General features: G+C 70.7%; 18 protein-coding genes. 3 read left to right on the forward strand and 15 right to left on the reverse strand.

Features of this window, described 5'->3' with window-relative positions:
• Positions 1–7: 7 nt before the first annotated feature.
• The 7 genes from ACT01A_RS17680 to ACT01A_RS17710 all read right to left on the reverse strand — a co-directional run bounded on the left by ACT01A_RS17680 (position 8) and on the right by ACT01A_RS17710 (position 5357).
• A complete protein-coding gene (locus ACT01A_RS17680) occupies positions 8–619 on the reverse strand; it encodes a phosphoadenylyl-sulfate reductase (RefSeq protein ID WP_445148406.1) in 612 nt (203 codons plus the stop codon).
• Positions 607–2430, reverse strand: a complete 1824-nt coding sequence (locus ACT01A_RS17685) for a nitrite/sulfite reductase (protein WP_445148407.1) — start codon at positions 2428–2430, stop codon at positions 607–609. Before ACT01A_RS17685 ends, ACT01A_RS17680 begins: the two co-directional genes overlap by 13 nt.
• A gap of 132 nt (positions 2431–2562) precedes the next feature.
• Positions 2563–3816 (reverse strand): RNA polymerase sigma factor, encoded by a 1254-nt coding sequence (locus tag ACT01A_RS17690; RefSeq protein ID WP_445148408.1) that lies wholly within the window; start codon positions 3814–3816, stop codon positions 2563–2565.
• Positions 3813–4154 (reverse strand): YciI family protein, encoded by a 342-nt coding sequence (locus tag ACT01A_RS17695; protein ID WP_445152846.1) that lies wholly within the window; start codon positions 4152–4154, stop codon positions 3813–3815. The genes ACT01A_RS17690 and ACT01A_RS17695 overlap by 4 nt, the downstream gene beginning before the upstream one ends.
• Positions 4155–4159: 5 nt before the next feature.
• A complete protein-coding gene (locus tag ACT01A_RS17700; RefSeq protein WP_445148409.1) occupies positions 4160–4522 on the reverse strand; it encodes a YciI family protein in 363 nt (120 codons plus the stop codon).
• 105 nt (positions 4523–4627) lie between these two features.
• A complete protein-coding gene (locus tag ACT01A_RS17705; RefSeq protein ID WP_445148410.1) occupies positions 4628–4855 on the reverse strand; it encodes a hypothetical protein in 228 nt (75 codons plus the stop codon).
• A gap of 25 nt (positions 4856–4880) precedes the next feature.
• The gene (locus ACT01A_RS17710; RefSeq protein WP_445148411.1) at positions 4881–5357 is read right to left on the reverse strand and encodes an FCD domain-containing protein; all 477 of its coding nucleotides are present in this window, start codon (positions 5355–5357) and stop codon (positions 4881–4883) included.
• Between the two features lie 88 nt (positions 5358–5445).
• On the opposite strand from ACT01A_RS17710, the gene ACT01A_RS17715 reads away from it, so the two are divergent.
• On the forward strand, positions 5446–6393 hold the full coding sequence (locus ACT01A_RS17715) for an ornithine cyclodeaminase family protein (RefSeq protein ID WP_445148412.1): 948 nt from the start codon (positions 5446–5448) through the stop codon (positions 6391–6393).
• Positions 6394–6473: 80 nt separating this feature from the next.
• Here the strand turns inward: ACT01A_RS17715 and ACT01A_RS17720 are convergent, their stop codons facing one another.
• From ACT01A_RS17720 to ACT01A_RS17745, 6 genes are all read right to left on the reverse strand, one after another.
• Positions 6474–8102, reverse strand: coding sequence for an alkaline phosphatase D family protein (locus tag ACT01A_RS17720; protein WP_445148413.1), 1629 nt, complete (start codon positions 8100–8102; stop codon positions 6474–6476).
• 9 nt (positions 8103–8111) lie between these two features.
• Positions 8112–9005 (reverse strand): alpha/beta fold hydrolase, encoded by an 894-nt coding sequence (locus ACT01A_RS17725; RefSeq protein ID WP_445148414.1) that lies wholly within the window; start codon positions 9003–9005, stop codon positions 8112–8114.
• Entirely contained in the window at positions 9002–10219 is a 1218-nt protein-coding gene (locus ACT01A_RS17730; RefSeq protein WP_445148415.1) for an NAD(P)/FAD-dependent oxidoreductase, read from the reverse strand. Before ACT01A_RS17730 ends, ACT01A_RS17725 begins: the two co-directional genes overlap by 4 nt.
• 422 nt (positions 10220–10641) lie before the next feature.
• Complete coding sequence (locus ACT01A_RS17735) at positions 10642–12213, reverse strand: acyl-CoA carboxylase subunit beta (protein WP_445148416.1); 1572 nt, start codon at positions 12211–12213, stop codon at positions 10642–10644.
• A gap of 39 nt (positions 12214–12252) precedes the next feature.
• Entirely contained in the window at positions 12253–14157 is a 1905-nt protein-coding gene (locus ACT01A_RS17740; RefSeq protein WP_445148417.1) for a M48 family metalloprotease, read from the reverse strand.
• A gap of 72 nt (positions 14158–14229) precedes the next feature.
• Positions 14230–15003, reverse strand: coding sequence for a hypothetical protein (locus ACT01A_RS17745; protein ID WP_445148418.1), 774 nt, complete (start codon positions 15001–15003; stop codon positions 14230–14232).
• Between the two features lie 211 nt (positions 15004–15214).
• On the opposite strand from ACT01A_RS17745, the gene ACT01A_RS17750 reads away from it, so the two are divergent.
• Positions 15215–16345 carry a hypothetical protein gene (locus ACT01A_RS17750; protein ID WP_445148419.1) on the forward strand — a complete coding sequence of 377 codons (1131 nt, stop codon included), beginning with the start codon at positions 15215–15217 and terminating at the stop codon, positions 16343–16345.
• Positions 16342–16704: a cupredoxin domain-containing protein gene (locus tag ACT01A_RS17755; protein WP_445148420.1), complete on the forward strand. Its 363-nt coding sequence runs from the start codon at positions 16342–16344 to the stop codon at positions 16702–16704. Before ACT01A_RS17750 ends, ACT01A_RS17755 begins: the two co-directional genes overlap by 4 nt.
• A gap of 3 nt (positions 16705–16707) precedes the next feature.
• Here the strand turns inward: ACT01A_RS17755 and ACT01A_RS17760 are convergent, their stop codons facing one another.
• Both ACT01A_RS17760 and ACT01A_RS17765 read right to left on the reverse strand, forming a co-directional pair.
• The gene (locus tag ACT01A_RS17760) at positions 16708–17184 is read right to left on the reverse strand and encodes a DUF2269 family protein (RefSeq protein WP_445148421.1); all 477 of its coding nucleotides are present in this window, start codon (positions 17182–17184) and stop codon (positions 16708–16710) included.
• A 5-nt stretch (positions 17185–17189) separates the two neighbouring features.
• The gene (locus ACT01A_RS17765) at positions 17190–18806 is read right to left on the reverse strand and encodes an acyl-CoA mutase large subunit family protein (protein ID WP_445148422.1); all 1617 of its coding nucleotides are present in this window, start codon (positions 18804–18806) and stop codon (positions 17190–17192) included.
• Positions 18807–18839: the final 33 nt, after the last annotated feature.

Raw genomic sequence — 18839 nt, forward strand, 5'->3', positions numbered from 1 at the left:
GACGTCGTTACACCACGTGCAATCCGCACTCGGTCTTGGCGGTGCCCGCCCAGCGGCCCTCGCGGCCGGAGCCGGCCTGGGTGCAGGTCGCGCAGCCGATCGACGCAAAGCCCTGGTCGTGGAGCGGGTGGTACGGGAGCTTGCGCTCGACGATCCGGTTCCAGACGTCCTTCTCGGTCCAGAACGCGAGCGGGTTGTACTTCATGACGCCCGGGCGCTTGGCGTCGGGCTCGACCAGCTCGGTGTGCGCGCGGGTCTCGGCCTGCTCGCGGCGGATGCCGGTGACCCAGGCGTCCGCGCCGGAGAGCGAGTGCTCCAGCGCCGCGACCTTCAGCGGCGTGCAGCAGTGCTCGGGGCCGGTCCACGGGTTGGTGGGGTTCGAGGCGTCCTCGACGTCGATGTGGACGCCGTAGTGGTCCTCGAACCGCTTCCAGGTCGCCAGCGTCTCGGGGAACAGGACGCCGGTGTCGATCGTGACCACGCGGGTGTGCGGGGCCAGCGTGAGCAGCTCGTCGAGGATCACCGACTCCTCCTTCTGGAAGGAGCACAGGAAGACGAGCCGCTCGTGCTGGGCGGCCTGCTTAAGGGTCTCGGTGAGCTGGTCGCCTAGACCGCGCACTCGCCCTCGCCCCGCGCCACGACGTAGGGCTGGGTGCGATCCCAGTCCATGAACATGTTCATGGTGTCCAGGCCGAACTCGACCGGCATCGCGAGGTCGGACTTGACGGCCTCCTCGAAGCGGATGGTCCCGACGCGCTCGGCGTAGGCCTTGAACGTCTCGTCGGCGGACTCGCGCTCGTCCTCGTACATCCGGATCCAGCGCTCGACGGCCGCGGGGACGCGCTTGGCGGGCAGGCGCACCTTCAGGCGCGTGCCGTACTGCACCTCGCCGCCCTCGTAGACGCCGCCGATGTGCGCGACGTAGGCCGGGATCGTGTGCTCGCCGACCTTGATCGACGCGCCGTAGAACCCGATGTCGGCGATGTGGTGCTGCGAGCAGCCGTTGGGGCAGCCGGAGTTCTTGATGTGGATGCGACGGGACTGCGGGTCCGTGATCTCCATCTCGAGCAGCTTCTTGTTGATGGCCGCGTTGAGGCCCATCGACGAGGTGATGCCGAGCTTGCAGGAGTCGGTGCCGGGGCAGGAGACGTTGTCGGTGATCTCCTGCGCGCCGGCGTCGCCCAGGCCGATGGCCTTCAGGCGGTTCCACAGGTCGTAGACCTGCTCGTCGCGGACCCAGCGCAGGACCATGTTCTGGCCGACCGTCATGCGGGCGGCGCCGCCCGAGAACTCGCGCATGATCTGCCCGATGTCGCGGAACTGCGACGGCGTGAGGTCGCCGCGGTAGACCTTGATCTCGACCGCGCTGAACCCTTGCTGGCGCTGCGCGACGACGTTGGACTCCTTGAAGCGCTCGAAGGCGGCGCGGTCCTCGTCGTCCGTCGGCTCGCCGAAGGCGTCCGGGACGGCCGGTGCGGTCGCCTGCTCGTCAATGTCCAGGCGGCGCGAGGCGACGTCGAAGTTGCGCTCGTTGACCCAGTCGCCCTTGAGCTGCTCGTCGACCTGGTTGCGCAGCTCCTCGATGCCGAACTTGTCGACGAAGACCTTGAGGCGGGCGCGGGCGCGGTTGACGCGCAGCCAGTCCTGGGCGTCGAAGATCCGGAAGACGGCCTCGGAGACCTTGAGGTAGTCGCCGTTGTCGGCCTCGACGAAGTCGTACAACGTGGGCGCGATGCGCGGCATGATCGACGTGCCGCCGCCGACGCGGACCTCGAAGCCCTTCACGCCGTCCTTGATCTTCGCGATGAAGGCGATGTCGTGGATGCCCGTGATCGAGCGGTCCTCGCCCGGCGTGCCCTCGAAGGCCGTCTTGACCTTGCGCGGCATCAGCTGCGTCGTGGGGTGGCGCACGAAGTAGCGGACGTAGGCGCCGACGTAGGGCGTCGGGTCGAAGACCTCGCCCTCGAGGATGCCGGCCCACGGGTCGCCGGTGACGTTGCGGACCGTGTTGCCACAGCCCTCGCGCGAGGAGAGGTTGGCTTCTGCCATCTCGCGGATCGCCTTGGCGGCGTCGCGCAGCGGGATGTGGTGGATCTGGATGTTCTGCCGCGTCGTGATGTGGCCCTTGTTGAGGGGCGCGTACTTCTCGACGACGGAGGCGAAGGAGTCCATCTGGTCCGGGGTGACGCCGCCGAACGGCAGCTTCACGCGGATCATCTGGACGTCGGGCTGGCGCTGCCCGTACACACCCTGCTTCAGGCGGAAGCCGATGAACTCGTTCTCGGGCGTCTGCCCGTCGAGGAACTTCTCCGCTTCGTTGTCGAAGTCATCGAACTCCCGGGTGATCGCCGGGATGATGTGGCCGGGGACGTTCTCGTAGACCTCGGGGTTCGAGATGGTCCCCTTGCGGCCGACGGTGGTGGGCTCCATGAGGTGCGTCAGATCTCCGGTCGGGTGGTGACGGACGAGTCAAGGTACCAAATCCCGATTGCAAATCCACCTTTTGGTTCCTGCCCGCCGGCACAGGGGTTTTTGCGCACTTTTCCGCTCGACAAGCGGCCTTCACATCGCCGCGCGTCGTCGCTCCAGCTCTGCGCGCTCCACGGCGTTGCCGGTGGCTGCGATCGCGCGGTCGTAGGCGGTGAGTGCGTCCGGTGAGCCGGTGCGGCGCAGCAGCTCGGCGTGCGCGGCGTGAAGCGGTGCGTAGGCGGCGAGGCGCGCGTCGTCGAGCAGCGGCCGGATGAGCTCGAGGCCGGCTTCGGGGGAGCCGGCGAAGGCGAGGGCGGCGGCGCGGTTGATGCGGATGACCGGCGAAGGGGTGGTGCGGTCGAGCTCGGCGTAGAGGGCGGCGATCTCAATCCAGTCGGTTGAGGCGGCGTCGGCGGCGGTGGTGTGGAGGGCGGCGATGGCGGCTTGGAGTTGGTAGGGCCCGGGGCGACCCAAGGTGATTGCCTGGTCGAGCGCGGTGGTGCCTTCGGCGATGCGACCGCGGTCGTAGAGGGTGCGGTCCTGGTGGTCGAGCGCGACGAAGGCGCCGTGGGCGTCGACGCGGGCGTCGCGGCGGGCGTCCTGGAGCACCATCAACGACAACAACCCAAGGACCTCGGGGTCGTCAGGCATCAGGTTGACCAACAAGCGGCCGAGGCGGATCGCCTCGCCGCAGAGCTCGCCGCGGACGAGGCGGTCGCCGGAAGACGCGGCGTAGCCCTCGTTGAACACCAAGTAGATCACGCTCAACACGCCGGAGAGGCGCTCGGCGAGGAGCTCGGGTGGCGGGACCCGGTAGGGGATCCCCGCGGCGGCGATCTTCTTCTTGGCGCGGGTCAACCGCTGGTACATGGTCGCTTCGCTGACCAGGAACGCGCGGGCGACTTCGCTCACGGTCAACCCGCCGAGCGACTTGACGGTCAGCGCCACGCGGGCCTCGATTGGCAGCGCCGGGTGGCAGCAGGTGAAGATCAGCCGCAGGCGGTCGTCAGCGATGGTGGAGGGCTCGTCCATGGCGTCGGCGTCGGGCGCGGAGGTCTGGCGGGACTCGAGCGCCGCGAGGCGCTCCACGCGGTCGGCCAGCGAGCGCTCGCGCCTCAACCGGTCGATCGCCCGCCGCCGCGCCGTCGTCGTGATCCACGCGCCCGGCGCGTCCGGCACGCCGTCGCGCCCCCACGTCGCCACCGCCGCCGCGAACGCGTCCTGAAGCGCGTCCTCGGCCAGGCCGAAGTCGCCGACCTGCCGGATCAGCGTCGCGAGGATCGCCGGGCCCTCCTCGCGGAAGGCCCGGCTGACGGCGGCGGGGGCGTCGTCCTCGCGCGCGGTCACGGAGCGTCCGGGATCTCCATGATCGGGCGGATCTCGACCGTGGCGTACGCCGCGTTGGGCACGCGCTGCGCCCACTCGATCGCGGCCTCCTGGCTGGGGAGGTCCAGGAGGTAGTAGCCGCCGAGCATCTCCTTGGTCTCGGCGAACGGGCCGTCGGAGATCAGCGTCTCGCCGTCGCGCACGCGGACGGTGGTCGCGGTCTCCAGGCCCTGGAGCGGGTTCTCGCCCAGGTGCACGCCGGCCTCGCGCAGCGACTGCGAGTAGGCGACCCACGAGTCAAACGACGGCCGTGCCTCCAGGTCGGCGCGGACCTCCGGCGGCGAGTAGAGCAACATCATGAACTTCACGACATCGTCTCCACGGTCTCGCGGTCGAAGACCATCACCGGCCGGACCTCGATCGACCCGTAGCCGACGTTGGGGACCTGGGCGGCCCAGCGCAGCGCCTCGTCCAGGTCGGGGACGTCGATCAAGTAGTAGCCCCCGAGCATCTCCTTGGTCTCGGCGAACGGGCCGTCGGTGACGAGCGTCTCGCCCTCGCGGACCCGGACGGTCTGCGCGGTGTCGAGGCCCTGGAGGGCATCGCCGGCGACCATCGCGCCGGACTCGCCCAGGCGGCGGGTGAAGTCCATCCACTGCTCGTGGGTGGCGGGCTCCGGGACGTCGGCGACGTCGGTCGGGATGTAGATGAGCAGCAGGTACTGCATGGCGCGCGGCCTCCTGTCGTGAAGGGTCGTTTCGCATAGTCGACGGAGCGGATCCGCCGATTCGACAGGAGGCGCCTGAGTTGGCGCGCCGGCGCTCGCGTGCGGTTAGTTGCCCCAGGGCACCGGATCGCCCCAGGGCGACGGCGCATCGGGCTCGCGGCCCGTTCCTTCGAGCAGCGCCGCGCGCAGCCACGGGGACTGCTTGGGCGCTTCGGCCACGATCACCGGCGCGAAGTCGCGCATGAACTGCTCCAAGGCGGCGACGACGGCCGCGGCCTCCTCCGGGGAGGCGGCCGGGGCGACGATCTCCAGCTGGGGGCGGCGGTTGGGCACGGGCGAAACCCTAGATGGTCGCCCTCTAGCGTGCGTGCGAGCTGCGCTCCACGATCGCCGCGAGCATCTCGCCGGCATCGGTGAACGACGCCTCGACCAGCTCCGCCGCCCGCTCGCCGTCGCCCGCGCACAGCGCCGCCAGGATCCCGGGGTGGGAGTTCTGTGACGGGTCGAACGCCTTGCGCGTGAACAGCCACAGGTCCATGCGGCTCAGGCGCGGCATGATCAGCTCGGCGGAGACGAGCAGGTCCGGGTCGTCGGCCAGCTCGAAGAAGCGGTGGTGGAAGGCGGTGTCGTGGGCGATCGCATCGCCGACGCGGCCGTCGGCCAGCGCGGTCTCGTACTCGGCGTTAAGCGCCTCCAGCACGGCGATGTCGTCGGGCGTCACGTGCTCGGCGGCGCGGCGCGTCGCAGCGGCCTGCAGCGCGCCGGCGGTGGCGAAGGCCTCGCGCGCGAGCGGGAGGTCGAAGGGGACGGGCTCGGAAGCGGTGAACGTGGGCATCTACTTGACGCAACGCTAACCCGGGCAAAAGGTGCCGGAACTGGTGCTAGCCCGTGCTGGAGGTGGTGCTGGCTCTACGATCCGCCCCATGCCGGAAGTCGCCGTCCTGAACCACGACGCGGTGCTCGCCGCGGTCTCGCCGCGTGCTGCGATCGACGCGACGCGGGAGGCGTTCCTGCGCCATCGCCGCGGCGAATGGGTGATGCCCTCGAAGGTGTACCTGGAGGCGCCGCCGCACGGGGACTTCCGGGCGATGCCCGCGCTGGGCGATGGCTTGGCGATCCTGAAGTGGATCTCGTCGTTCCCGCACAACCCGGCGGCCGGGCTGCCGACGGTGCTGGGGACGCTGCTGGTCAGCGATGCGACCACCTCCGAGCCGATCGCGATCCTCGACGCGCGCAGCGTGACCGCGCTGCGCACGGGCGCGGTCGCGCCGGTCGCCGCGCGGGCGCTGGCAAAGGATGGCGCGGCGACGGTTGGCATCGTCGGCTGCGGCCTGCACGGCGCGTGGGCCGCGCGCTGCCTGGCGGCCGACGGCTACGGGCCCGGCGTCTGCTTCGACCCGCGCCCGGAGGCGGCGCAGGCGCTGGCGAGCGAGTTGGGGTGGTCGGTCGGCACGCGCGATCAGGCGCTCGATGCCGACGTCGTCTGCTGCGTCACGCCCGGCGCCGAGGTCGTCCTCGACGCCGGCGACCTTCATCCCGGCCAGCACTTCAACATGCTCGGCGCCGACGGCCCCGGCAAGGCGGAGGCGACGATCGGCGCGGTCGCGTCGTGCGCGCTGTTCTGCGACGAGTGGGCCCAGGCCTCGCACGGCGGCGAGCTGACCGGCGCGGTCGAGGAGGGCCTTGTGACCCGCGACCGCGTCACGGATCTCGGCGCGGTGCTGGCCGGCGAGGCCCCCGGACGACCGGGTCCGGAGGCCGTGACGCTCTTCGACTCCACCGGCCTGGCGATCCAGGACCTCGCGATCGCCGCCGCGGCCGTCGCCGCCTGGCGCGACGGCCGCGTGGAGGCGCAGACGATCAGCCTCTAGAAGCCCACCACCGCGCGAAGGAGCCCCTGGCGAGTTCGCGCCCGCAATGCGAGCGCCCTGCGCGAGCCATTGCGCGAGGCCTAGGCCTTCGGGCCGTGCTGGCCCTTGATCGACGGCGAGCCCGGCGCGATGTTGTAGGTCCAGTCCGCGCTGGGCAGCTTGGCCGTCGTGCGCTTCTTGATGGTCTGCATGCGCACCATCTCGCACTTGAACCCGGCCGTTGAGGCGGTCACCGAGCCGAAGCCGTGGTGGTCGAAGTCGGCGTTGTCGACGTGCGGGTTGATGTTGCGCAGCGCGTCGATCAGCGCGGGCGGCGTCGCCGGGTTGGCGTCGTTGCCCTTGATCTTGGTCCCGCCGCCCGCGTCGAGGTCGGTCTCGCCCAGCGACTGGGAGGTGACCGAGCCGCCGACCAGCTCGGTGGCGACCGTGTCGCCCGTGGCGCCGTCGCCGGTGCGCACGTCGCCCGCGATGAACGTGTGGATGTCGCCCGTGAGGAAGACCACGTCCTTGATGCCGCCGTCGCGGATGTGGGTCAGCAGCTCCTCGCGCTCCTGCGGGTAGCCGATCCACGTGTCGTAGGTGTAGTTGGCCGGCGGGGTGCCGAGCACGCGCGTCGGCATGATCGTCACCTCGTTGGCCATCAGCTTCCACTTGGCCTTGGACGCCGTCAGCGTCGACTTCAGCCAGTTCATCTGCGCGCGGCCGAGGAAGTCACGCGGCTGGTTGTAGTCCGCGCACGGCGCGACGACCGCGTCGTCGCAGGGCTGGTTGTCGCGGTAGGTGCGCTGGTCGGTGACGATCAAGTCGACCGTCGAGCCGAACGACAGCTTGCGGTACAGGCGCTCGCCGTTGGTGAACGCCGGCATGTTCTCGAAGAAGGCCTTGCGCGCCGCCTTCTTGCGCGCCTGGCTGAAGTGCTTGCCGGCCGGGAGGCCGCCGTCGGCGGGCTTGCCGACGTAGTTGTCCTGGACCTCGTGGTCGTCCCAGAGCATCACGATGGGGAACTTCGAGTGCACCGCGCGCAGCAGCGGGTCGCTGCGGTAGAGCTGGTACTTGGCGCGGTAGTCGGCCAGCGTGACGGCCTCGCGGACGATGTCCGGGTTGGTCGGGTTCTCGCGGCCGATGGTGTCGTCGCGGACCGCCGTCTTGGTGCCCTTGACCGAGTGATAGGACTCGGAGTAGATGTAGTCCCCGAGGCAGACCACGAAGTCGTAGTCGCCGTCGGCCATGACGTCCAAGGCGTTGTAGTAGCCGTGGGTGTAGTCCTGGCAGGAGAAGAACGCGAACTTGACCTCGGCGCCCGAGTCCGCGGGCGGTGCGGTGCGGAAGCGGCCGACGGTCGAGTCCTCCGTCTTGGAGGAGAAGCGGTAGTAGTACTCCTCGTGGGCCTTCAAGCCCGTGACGCGCGCCTTGACGGTGTGGTTGGACGTCGACCCCGTCTTGATGTTCTTGCGCGTGACGACCTTCCTGAAGGCCTTGTCGGTGGCGACCTCCAGCTCGATCGTGCCGGACCCGCCGCTGCCGGACGGGTCAAAGCGCGTCCACAGGCTGATGCCCTTCGGCGTGGGGTCCCCGGCGACGACGCCATCCGGGAAGCGGCCGCCGCGGAACGGCTTGGCCGCGGCGATCGAGGTGGCCAAGCCGGTGGGGACGAGGACGGTGGCGGCGGCGCCTCCGGCGCGCGCGACGAACTGACGACGGGTCTGCATGGCGCGAACCTACATCCGCGCGGTGTCCTCCGTGTGAAGGATCGTCAGAGACGCCGACGTTTGGGCGCGCAGGAACGGCAGCACCGCGGCGATCACCGCGTCTGGCGCGTCGGCCAGCGGCCAGTGCCCGCTGTCCGGGAGGATCGTCACGGTCGCGTCGCGGAAGACCTCGCGCTGGCGCTCGGCCAGTCGCACCTTCAGGTAGGGGTCTTTCGCGCCCCAGACGACGAGCGCCGGCCGCGGGTTCTCGCGCAGCTTGGGCGCGATCGCCGCGACGTGCGGCGCGATCGGCGTGCGGCGGTAGAGCTGCAGGACCGCGCGGCGCGTGCCCTTGTCCTGGTAGAGGTCGTAGAGGTGGTCGCCGTAGGCCTGCGGGAACGTCGGCGGGTTCGTGCGCTTCATGAACTGCCGCATGCCGCCGCGCGACGAGGTCGCGAAGAACAGCTCGCCCAAACCGGGCGTGCGCCAGACCTTGGCCAGCGCGTGCCAGCCTTCGCGCAGGATCACGCCCGTGTTGATCAGCGTCGTCGACGCGTGCTGCTGAGGGTGGTCGGCCGCCCACTGCAGGCCCCACGGGCCGCCGAAGTCGTGCAGGACGAGGTGGACGCGCAGGATCCCGAGCGCGTCGAGGACGCCCGCGAGGTGGCGCGCGTAGCCGGGCACGGTGTAGGGCAGGTCGTGCGGCTTGTCGGCGTCGCCGTAGCCGGGCATCGTGATCGCCACGGCGCGGGCGAACGCGCCGGTCGGCTCCAGCAGCGGGAGCCAGTCCTCGGCGACGCCCGGATTGCCGTGGACGAAGACGACGGCCTCGACGGCGTCGGCCTGGCCGGCCTCGATCACCGGCGAGCGGACGCCGTCGACGGTGACCGAGGTGGTGCGCAGGTGCGGCGGTGAGATCGTCATCGGGCCGCCCCCGTCGCGAGCGCGCGGGCCATCCGCCGCGGGGTCATCGTCAGCTCGATCGGCTTGGCGCGCGCGGCGATGTCGCCCACGAGCGCGGCGCTCCGCGGGTCGCGTGTGGCGCCGCGGAACATCATCCGCTCCGTCACCCGGAGGTCGCGGCCGGAGGAGAAGTCGGCCATCTGCAGGTGGTGGCCGAGCAGCATTCGGCGGTGGTGGCGGCGGTAGCGCTCCAGCGCCGCGTCGGGGTCGGTCCCGGCGGTCAGCGGGCCGGCGAGCTCGTCGGCCAGCCACTGCGCGCTCAACAGCGCAAAGCCGCAGCCGACGCCCCACAGCGGGTCGCTGGCCTGCGCGGCGTCGCCGACGAACGCGATCCCCGGACGGCCTGCGGGGCGCACGACGTTGGGCATGTCGAGCTTGCCGATCACCGGCGAGACGCGGGTCGCGCGCGTGAAGTCGGGCGCGTCCGGGAGGCGGGCGAAGCCGGCGTGCATCGCCGCCTCGGGATCGGCCTTGAAGGTCGCGGTCTGGTCCTTGCGGACGAACGCGGCGGCGATCGTCAACCCATCGTCGTTGGGGAAGACGTAGTAGGTGTCGGGGCCGAGCCACATCTGGGAGTGGTTGACGCCGCGCGCCGAGAGCTCCAGGCCTTCGTAATAGGCCATGTAGCCGATGCGGCCGTGGGGCTGGACGCGGCCAGGGACGCCGGCCAGACGCGCGACGCTGGAGCCGCGGCCGTCGGCGCCGACGACGACCTGCGCGTCGATCGCGACCTCCGCGCCGTCCGTGGTCCGCCCGCGCAGCCCGGACGGGCGGCCGGCCGCGTCGCGCGCGACATCGGTGACCGTCACGCCCTGGCGGACCGTGACGTTCGGCGTGCGCGCGGCCATCTCGCGCAGCATCGGGTCGAGCTTCTCGCGGCGGATCGAGTACCCGTAGGAGTCGTCGGGCACCACGGCCCAGCCGGCGCCCTCGGTCCACAGCTCCAGGCCGTTGCGGATGCCGCCGGCGCGCTCCAGGGTCTCGGTCAGCCCGAGCCGCTCGAAGACCGGGGTCGCGCCCGCCTGGATGAAGTGCGTGCACATGACCTTGTAGTGCTCGGGCTTCGGGCTCTTCTCGAGCACCGTGACGCTGACGCCCTGGCGGCCGAGCAGCGTGGCCAGCGCGGTGCCGGCGATCGAGCCACCGGCGATGACGACCTCTGAGCGATCGGGCATGGGCGCGACGGTATCGAGGTGAGTAGCGTCGCGCAACCGAGGGGCGTAAGGGTGGCGGGTGGCGCGAGTGGCGCTGCGGGCGTCGGTTGGTGAGGAGCGCGACCGCGTGCGGTGGTGCGCGGCGGGGTGGCTGCTCACCGAGGGCGAAGGAGCCGGGTTGGCGTGGCGACCGCCGGTGGTGTGGGCGAGCGCCGGGCCGGGCTCGGGAGGGCGGTTCGGCCACCAACGGCATGTTCGTGTTCCTATGCGACCTCAATGTGCCGTTGGTCTCCGAGAAGCGAGGATTCGGGCCCGAACCACGCCCTGCGAGGCGCCACTAACGCCCGAGCCCCGGCTCCTTCTCCTCGATGATCGGCCAACGAGAAGGAGCGCCACCGCAAGCGGTCGCGCTCCTCACCAACGACGCTTGACGCCAGGTCGAGCTACAGCGGGATGTTGCCGTGCTTGCGCTTCGGGCCCGGCTCGCGCTTGGTCTGGAGCGTGTGCAGCGCGTTGATGAGCTTGGGGCGCGTCTCGTGCGGGAGGATCACGTCGTCGATGTACCCGCGCTCGGCGGCGGAGTACGGGTTCGCGAAGCGTGCCTTGTAGTCATCCATCAGCTTCTTGCGCCGCTCGTCGGGCGTCGGGGAGGACGCGAGGTCGCGGCGGTAGATGATGTTGACCGCGCCCTCGGGACCCATGACGGCGACCTCGGCCTGCGGCCAAGCGAAGTTGAAGTCGGCCAGCAGGTGCTTGGAGGCCATGACGTCGTAGGCGCCGCCGTAGGCCTTGCGGGTGATCACGGTGATCTTCGGGACCGTCGCCTCGGTGTAGGCGTACAACAGCTTCGCGCCGTGGCGGATGATGCCGCCCCACTCCTGCGAGGTGCCCGGCAGGAAGCCGGGGACGTCGGTGAGCGTGATGATCGGGATGTTGTAGGCGTCGCAGGTCCGGACGAAGCGCGCGGCCTTGGCGGAGGCGTCGATGTCGAGCACGCCGGCCATGTGGGCGGGCTGGTTGCCGACGACGCCGACGCTGAACCCGTCCAGACGGGCGAAGCCGCAGACGATGTTCTTGGCGAAGTGCTCGTGGATCTCGAAGAACTCCCCGTCGTCGACGACCAGGCGGATGACGTTCCGCATGTCGTACGGCTTGTTGGGGTTGTCGGGGACGACCGTGTCGAGCTCTTCGTCCTGGCGGTCCGGGTCGTCGGTCGGGTGGAGCCGCGGCGGCGTCTCGAGGTTGTTCTGCGGCAGGAAGGACACCAGGTAGCGGGTGTCCTCGATCAGCTGGTCCTCGTCGTCGGCGGCGAGGTGCGCGACGCCCGACTTCGAGTTGTGGGTCATCGCGCCGCCGAGCGACTCGAAGTCCACCTCCTCGCCCGTGACCGTCTTGATGACGTCAGGGCCGGTGATGAACATGTGCGAGGACTCCTTCACCATGAAGATGAAGTCGGTGATCGCCGGCGAGTAGACCGCGCCGCCCGCGCACGGGCCCATGATCAGCGAGATCTGCGGGATCACGCCCGAGCACTTGACGTTGCGGGTGAAGACGTCGCCGTAGGCGCCGAGCGAGACGACGCCCTCCTGGATCCGCGCGCCGCCCGAGTCGTTGATGCCGATCACGGGGCAGCCGATCTTGGCTGCCAAGTCCATGATCTTGCACATCTTCTCGGCCATGACCTCGCCCAGCGAGCCGCCGAAGACCGTGAAGTCCTGGGAGAAGACGCAGACGCGGCGGCCGTCGATCGTGCCGTGGCCGGTCACGACCGCGTCGCCCCACGGACGCGTCTTCTGCATGTCGAAGTCGATCGTGCGGTGGCGCACGAACGTGTCGAGCTCCTGGAAGGAGCCGGGATCGAGCAGCTTCTCGATCCGCTCACGCGCCGTCATCTTGCCGCGGGCGTGCTGCTTCTCCTCGGCCTCGGGCGAGGAGTGCATCGCGGCCTCGCGCAGCTCGTTGAGCTGGGCCAGCTTCTCTTCGAAGGTCTCGGGGTTCTTCTCGCGCTGGGTCATGCGGCGGCGAACTCTAGTTCGCGGCCCGATCGGGTGCGCTCAGGCCGCCGCTTGCACCGGCTGCAGCGTCGCGACGCGGTCAGCGCCAGCGAAGCCTGCGAGCAGCTCCTGCTCGCGCAGGTCGAGGCGATCGAGCAGCGCAATCGCGGGGCGGCGGTCGCGCGGACGAGCCACCGCCGGCACGCTGCGGGCGATCGCCAGGCGGACGCCGAGCGGCGGGTGGGTGCGGGCGGGATCCAGCGTCAGCAGGCAGCGACCGGCGTCGACCGCGGCCTCGGTGCGTCGCCGGACCTCCGGGCGCTCCAGATAGGCCGCGAAGCCCGCGGCCAGCGGCGGGCGGTGGCCGGACTCCAGGGCCGGGAGGAGGACGTCGGCGGTCCAGCCGTCGAAGGCCTCGCTCAGCGCGTAGTAGCGCTCCAGCTCGGCGATGGCGACGGCGGGGCCGACCGCGGCGGAGGCGACGTGGTCGGCCTCGATCTCGTGATGGCGTCTGAGCGCGATGACGATCGGCGCGGCGAACGCGGCGTAGCGGCCGGTCATGGCGCGCGCGCCGGCGGCCGGGTAGGCCAGGAGGCGTCCGCCGTGTTCCAGGTCGAGGAGGTGGCGGTGCAGGCGGTCCAGCGCGGTGAAGGTCCAGCCGGTGATCACGCCGACCCCGGTGTGGCGACGGCCGTGGTGGGCCAGCTCGTGAGCGATGAGCGCGCGCAGGGCGTCGCGGTCGTAGACGGCGAGCGCCGGGAGGCCGAGGTACAGCGTGGCGCCGTCGTGGCTGGCGCTGATCGCGTCCTGGGGCGCGAGCGTCAGGCGGACCGCGGTCGGGACGGGTGCCTCGATCTGGGCGGCGACGTCGGCGATGAACGCGTGCAGCTCGGGCGCGGCGGCGGCGTCGAGCGGGACTCCGGGCTCATCGCCGGGCTCGCGGTACAGGACCGCGTAGAGCATGCCGATGGCCAGGCCGGCCGGGAGCCAGAACCACATGTGGCGGCCGCTGGAGAGCATCCAGAAGCTGAGCCCGAACAGGCCCGCGTTGAGCAGCGCGAAGGGGATCGCGAAGCCGAGGGCGAGCAGCAGCGCGACGCGGCGGGTGGCGGCGACCGAGCGGGGCTGCGGGAGGTCGAGGGCGTCGACGGTGGGCTCGGGCGCGGGCGTGCTGGGCGGTGGCGCGACGGAGGCGAGGGGCGTTGGCGGCGGCGGTGCCTGTGCCGGCGGGGCGGGCGTCTCCGAGGTGGCGGCGGCCGCGGGCTGGGCGGCGTCCTCTGGCTCAGGGCGGAAGTGGCTGGTCGTGATCGCCTCGACGCGCTCGGGCCAGTCGGCGAGCGCTGCGGTCAGCGCGGCCGGGTCGGCGACCGCGAGCATCAGGCCGATCACGTGGCGCTCACGGTCAAGCGTCGTGCGGCCGTTGCGGGCGTCGGCGCCGCGGGCGCGCGCGGCGCGGGCCGCCTCGAACGTGGCGGGGTGGCGCAGGACGATCGCGACCGTCGGCTTGTCCTTCGGGCCGCCGAGGACCGGCAGGAGCGTGTCGCCGTCGCTTGATGTCCAGAGGAAGCCCTCCAGGCCGTCGGGCGCGGCGGTTGGCGCCGACCACGAGAACTCGCGGACGACCGGCAGGCGCACGTGCGGGTCGCCGGACTCGTCGATGGCGATCGCGCGGATCAACTCGCGCGGGAGGTGCAGCGGGGCGCGCAGCGGATCGGGGTGCTCGATCGTGATGCGGTCGGCGCTGATCGTGAGGCGCCGAACCCCGCGGCTGCGGTTGAGCTCGCGGCGCACCAGCGTGCCGAAGCCCAGCAGCGCGAGGACGGCAACGCCGATGGCGCCGGCGGTCGACGCGATGGCGTCCCCGGCCCCTGCGAGGAACGGGGTGAAGACCAGGCCGATCGCCACCAGCAGGATGGCGGTGACCGGCGAGCCCTTGCCGGTCAACCCGAACGTCTTGTCCCCCATGGACTGCCGGATCGGCAGACCGGGAAGGGAGGTTGATCGGTCTGGACGGTCGTCCGAGTTGGCGCGCGGACGCTACCCGCGCGAGAACGGCCGGTGGTGCGCGGACCCGAGATCGTCGAGCACGCCCACCAGCACCGCTTCGATGTGCTCCGGGTCGATCGCGGCGGCGGTCGCGACGATCTCGCCGTCGAGCTCGGGCTCGACGACCGCCGGCGAAGCGTCGGCGATCGGGGTCGCTTCGGCGGCCGGCGTCTCGGCGACCACGGGTGGTGCCGGGGCGGGCGGGGCGACGGAGGCCGTGGGCGCCTTCGGGGCGGGCGGAGGGACGGAGGCCGGCTTGTCCTCGGACGCGGGCGGCTCGGCGATCGCGGCCGGCTCGGCCTTGCGGCCGAAGAGACGCGCGAAGAAGCCGCGCTTGCGAGGTGCGGGAGCGGGCGTGGCAGCGACCGGCTCCGGCGTGGGCTCTTCGGCGAGGGGCTCGGGCTCCGCGTCCGCGACGGGCTCGGCGGGCTCCTCGATCGGCTCCGCCTCCGCGACGGGCGCCTCCGCGGCGGGCTCGGCCTCCGCGATCGGCTCAGAGGCGGGCTGCTCGGGCTCCGCCTCCGCCTCGACCGGCTTGGCCTCTGCCGTGATCGTCACCCGCGTGCCCCAGCCGGAAGGTTCGAGACTCACCGTGCCGCGTGCGGTGTCGCCCTCCCAGACGACGGTGGTCTCGGCCTTCACTTCCGTGATGCGGATCTCGCCGAATTCGCCGAGGTGGCGGGCGAGCGTGCCGGCGTCGCTGATCTCGGCCCAGATCTCGGGCGGGGACTTCACGAGGGTGCGCTGGGCGCGTGGCTCGGGCATCGGGCCGGGTTTCGCCTCGGAGGCCCCGCTTCCCTCCCGTCACGGCGATCCTGCAAGCGTTCTCCCGCGACAGGTGCGGTTACCCGTACCCCGGTGGTTCCGTTAGGGCATTCCCCGATGTGGTGGTCCCCACCTTCACCGAGTCTTCACTTTCGCTTATGTTCGGCCCGCGGTGCCCAGCGCGGGAGCTGGTTCCTGTCCAGCCGTATCCATGACCATCCGCAACTGGGGAGTTGTGTTCATCGTGCACCACCACCGAAGTCTCACCGCCATCGCCGCGCTCGCGGCCTGCGCGCTCGCTCTGCCGGGTGCGGCGCTCGCCGCGACCAAGACCGTCGCGCTCGGCCCACCGGTCAAGAAGGCGCCCAAAGGCACGCCGAAGAACGGCGACCTCAACCAGTTTTTCCCGACGTCCGTGAAGGTCCACGTGGGCGACTCGGTCAAGTTCGCGCCGTTCGGGTTCCACCTCGTGAACTTCCCGAAGCAGGGCGAGGCTCCGCCGCCGTTGGCGTCCCTGGACGCCACGCACCCGATCGCCGACGCCAAGGACGCCGCCGGGCAGCCGTTCTGGTTCAACGGCCAGGGCACGCCGGTGATCCCGGCGATCGTCGGCATCGGCTCCGGGTCGGGCAAGGCCTACGACGGGACGCAGGAGCTCGGCTCCGGCTTCCCGACCGGCGAAGCGCCCAAGCCGTTCGTCGTGAAGTTCCCCAAGGCCGGGAGCTACACCTACTACTGCGTCTTGCATCCGGGCATGAAGGGCACGGTCGCCGTCGTCGCCAAGAGCAAGGCGGTCCCGTCGGCCAAGGCGGACGCCGCCCGCGCCAAGGCCCAGATGGACCGGGGCATCGCGGCGCTCAAGCAGGTCGACAAGGAGAAGGCGCCCGCCGACACGGTGATCGCCGGTCCCGACAAGAAGTCCGCGGTCCTGTACCGCTACACGCCGTCGACGCTGACCACGAAGGTCGGCACGCCGATCACGCTGACGATGTCCGCCGGGACGAGCGAAGACCACACGTTCACGTTCGCCAAGGACGTCAAGAAGGCGATCAAGGCCGCGGACGCGACGTTCATCGGCCCGCTGCCCGGCACCGGCACCAACGGCCCGCCGACGCTCGCGTTCGGGCCCCAGTGGGCGTTCGCGACCGAGGCGCCCGGGCAGCCGATCGTCCTCGACGGGTCCAACCACGGCGACGGGGTCGTCAACTCTGGCGTCCTCGACGGCGACGCCAAGTCGCCGTTCCCGCAGAAGGTCCAGGTCTCGTTCTCCAAGCCGGGGACGTACTCCTACTTCTGCGCGATCCACACGTTCATGACCGGGAAGATCACGGTCACCGAATGATCGGTCGCACCGCGATCGTGGCCGCGGCCTTTATGGCCGCGGCCGCGCCGGTCGCGTTCGCCGGGGCGTCGCACCACGGCAAGACGCGGACCGTCGGCGTCAACGACGACTACTACGACCCCGGCAAGCTGACGGTGCACGTCGGCGACAAGGTCAAGTGGGTCTGGCACGCCAACGGCTTCAGCCTCCACGACGTCTACGTCGACAGCGGCCCGACCGACTTCCACTCCCCGACCCAGGGCGCCGGCTCGTACTCCTACACCTTCAAGAAGGCCGGGACCTACAAGCTGTACTGCACCCAGCACGAGGACGACATGACCATGACCGTCACGGTCAAGAAGGCCTCCAAGAAGAAGTGACGCCTAGGCCCCGGGCTTGGCGGCCATGAAGAAGATGGCGATCAGCACGAGCGCCATCGTGATGTACCCGAAGAACCGCACGCGCGCGAACAGCGCGTCGTACTCGGCCGACAGCTCGCCGCCGGTGGCGAGGTCGCGCTGGGCCAGCTCGGCCAGCTTGCGCTCTGACGGCGCGAAGACCATGCCGCCCAGCGCGCCGATGACGATCAGGATCAGCAGCGGGACCGACACCCACGCCTGGTCCCAGACGTCGGCGTCAGAGGCTAAGTAGATGCCGCAGAGCAGCACGAGCACCATCGCGGGCGACATCACGAACCGGCCCAGGCGCCCGCTGATGTCGTGGATCAACGGCATCGCCTCCGGGTGCGTCCGGCGCGCCCACGGGATGAACGCCGGGTAGGCGAACGAGACCCCGAACGCGACGACGACGGCCATGATGTGCACCGACAGCACGACGCTGTAGAAGGTGATCGCCAGCATGGTCATCAGAACTTCGGCTGGTACTTGCCGAAGACGTCCTGCATCGCGCCGCAGACCTCGCCGAGCGACGCCTTGTCGCGCAGCGCGTCCTTGATGTAGGGCAAGACGTTGTCTGTGCCGCGGGCGGCGTTGCGCAGGCGCTCGAGCTGGGCGTCGACCTGCGCTTGGTCGCGGTTCTCCTTGAACGCCTTCAGGCGCGCGACCTGCTGGTTCTCGGACTCGGGGTCGACGCGCAGGAGGTCCGGGACCTCGATCTCGTCCTCTTCGTACTTGTTGACGCCGACGACGATGTCCTGGCCGAGGCGGTAGCGCTCCTGGTAGCCCCAGGCCGACTCGTCGATCTCGCCGGTGATGAACTCGATCGCGTTGACGCTGCCGCCCAGCTCGTCGACCTTGGCGATCAGCTCGGACGCCCGCGACTCGATCTCCTCGGTCAGCGACTCGATGAAGTAGGACCCCGCGAACGGGTCGACCGTGTCGGTCGCGCCCGACTCGTGGGCGATGACCTGCTGGGTGCGGACCGCGATCTTGGCGGCACGCTCGGTCGGGAGCGCGAGCGCCTCGTCGTAGCCGTTGGTGTGCAGCGACTGGGTGCCGCCGCAGACCGCGGCGAAGCCCTGTAGCGCCACGCGCGCGATGTTGTTCTCCGGCTGCTGGGCGGTGAGCGTCACGCCGCCGGTCTGCGTGTGGAAGCGCAACATCATCGACTTGGGGTTCTGCGCCTTGAAGCGGTCGCGCATGATGTGCGCCCACATCCGCCGGGCGGCGCGGAACTTCGCGACCTCTTGGAAGACGTTGTTGTGGCCGTTGAAGAAGAACGCCAGGCGCGGGGCGAAGTCGTCGACCGCCAGGCCCGCGTCGACCGCGGCCTGCACGTAGGCGATGCCCGAGGACAGCGTGAACGCGACCTCCTGGACGGCGGAGCAGCCCTTCTCGCGGAAGTGGTAGCCGGAGATCGACACCGTGTTCCACTTCGGGATGTTCTCCTTGCAGTAGGCGAACAGGTCCGTGGTGAGCCGCATCGTCGGCTCCGGCGGGTAGATGTAGTTGCCGCGCGCGATGTACTCCTTGAGCACGTCGTTCTGCGTGGTGCCGCGCAGGAGCTTTGACTCGACGCCCTGCTCCTCGCCGACCAGTTCGTACAACAACATCAGGCAGGCGGCGGGCGCGTTGATCGTCATCGACGTCGACACCTGGTCCAGCGGGATGCCGTCGAACGCGGTGCGCATGTCGTCGATCGTGTCGATCGCGACACCGGTGCGGCCGACCTCGCCCAGGCAGCGCGCGTTGTCGCTGTCGAGCCCGAGCTGGGTCGGCAGGTCGAAGGCCATCGACAACCCGGTGCCGCCCTTGGACAGCAAGTAGCGGTAGCGCTCGTTGGACTCCTTGGCCGAGGCGTAGCCCGCGTACTGGCGCATCGTCCAGAACTGCTTGCGGTACATCTCGCGGTGCGGGCCGCGGATGTAAGGGAACTCGCCCGGCTCGCCGAGCTCCAGGTCGGCCGGCACGTCGGCCGCCGTGTAGAGCGGCTTGATCTCGATGCCGGAGTCCGTGAAGTGGCGCGGATCGTCGGGACCGACGATCGGCGCGACCGTGAGACGCTCCTCGGGGGTCGTGGCCATAGGCCAAAGATTACGGACCGATAGCCCGATTGG

Source organism: Baekduia sp. Peel2402, assembly GCF_052567285.1.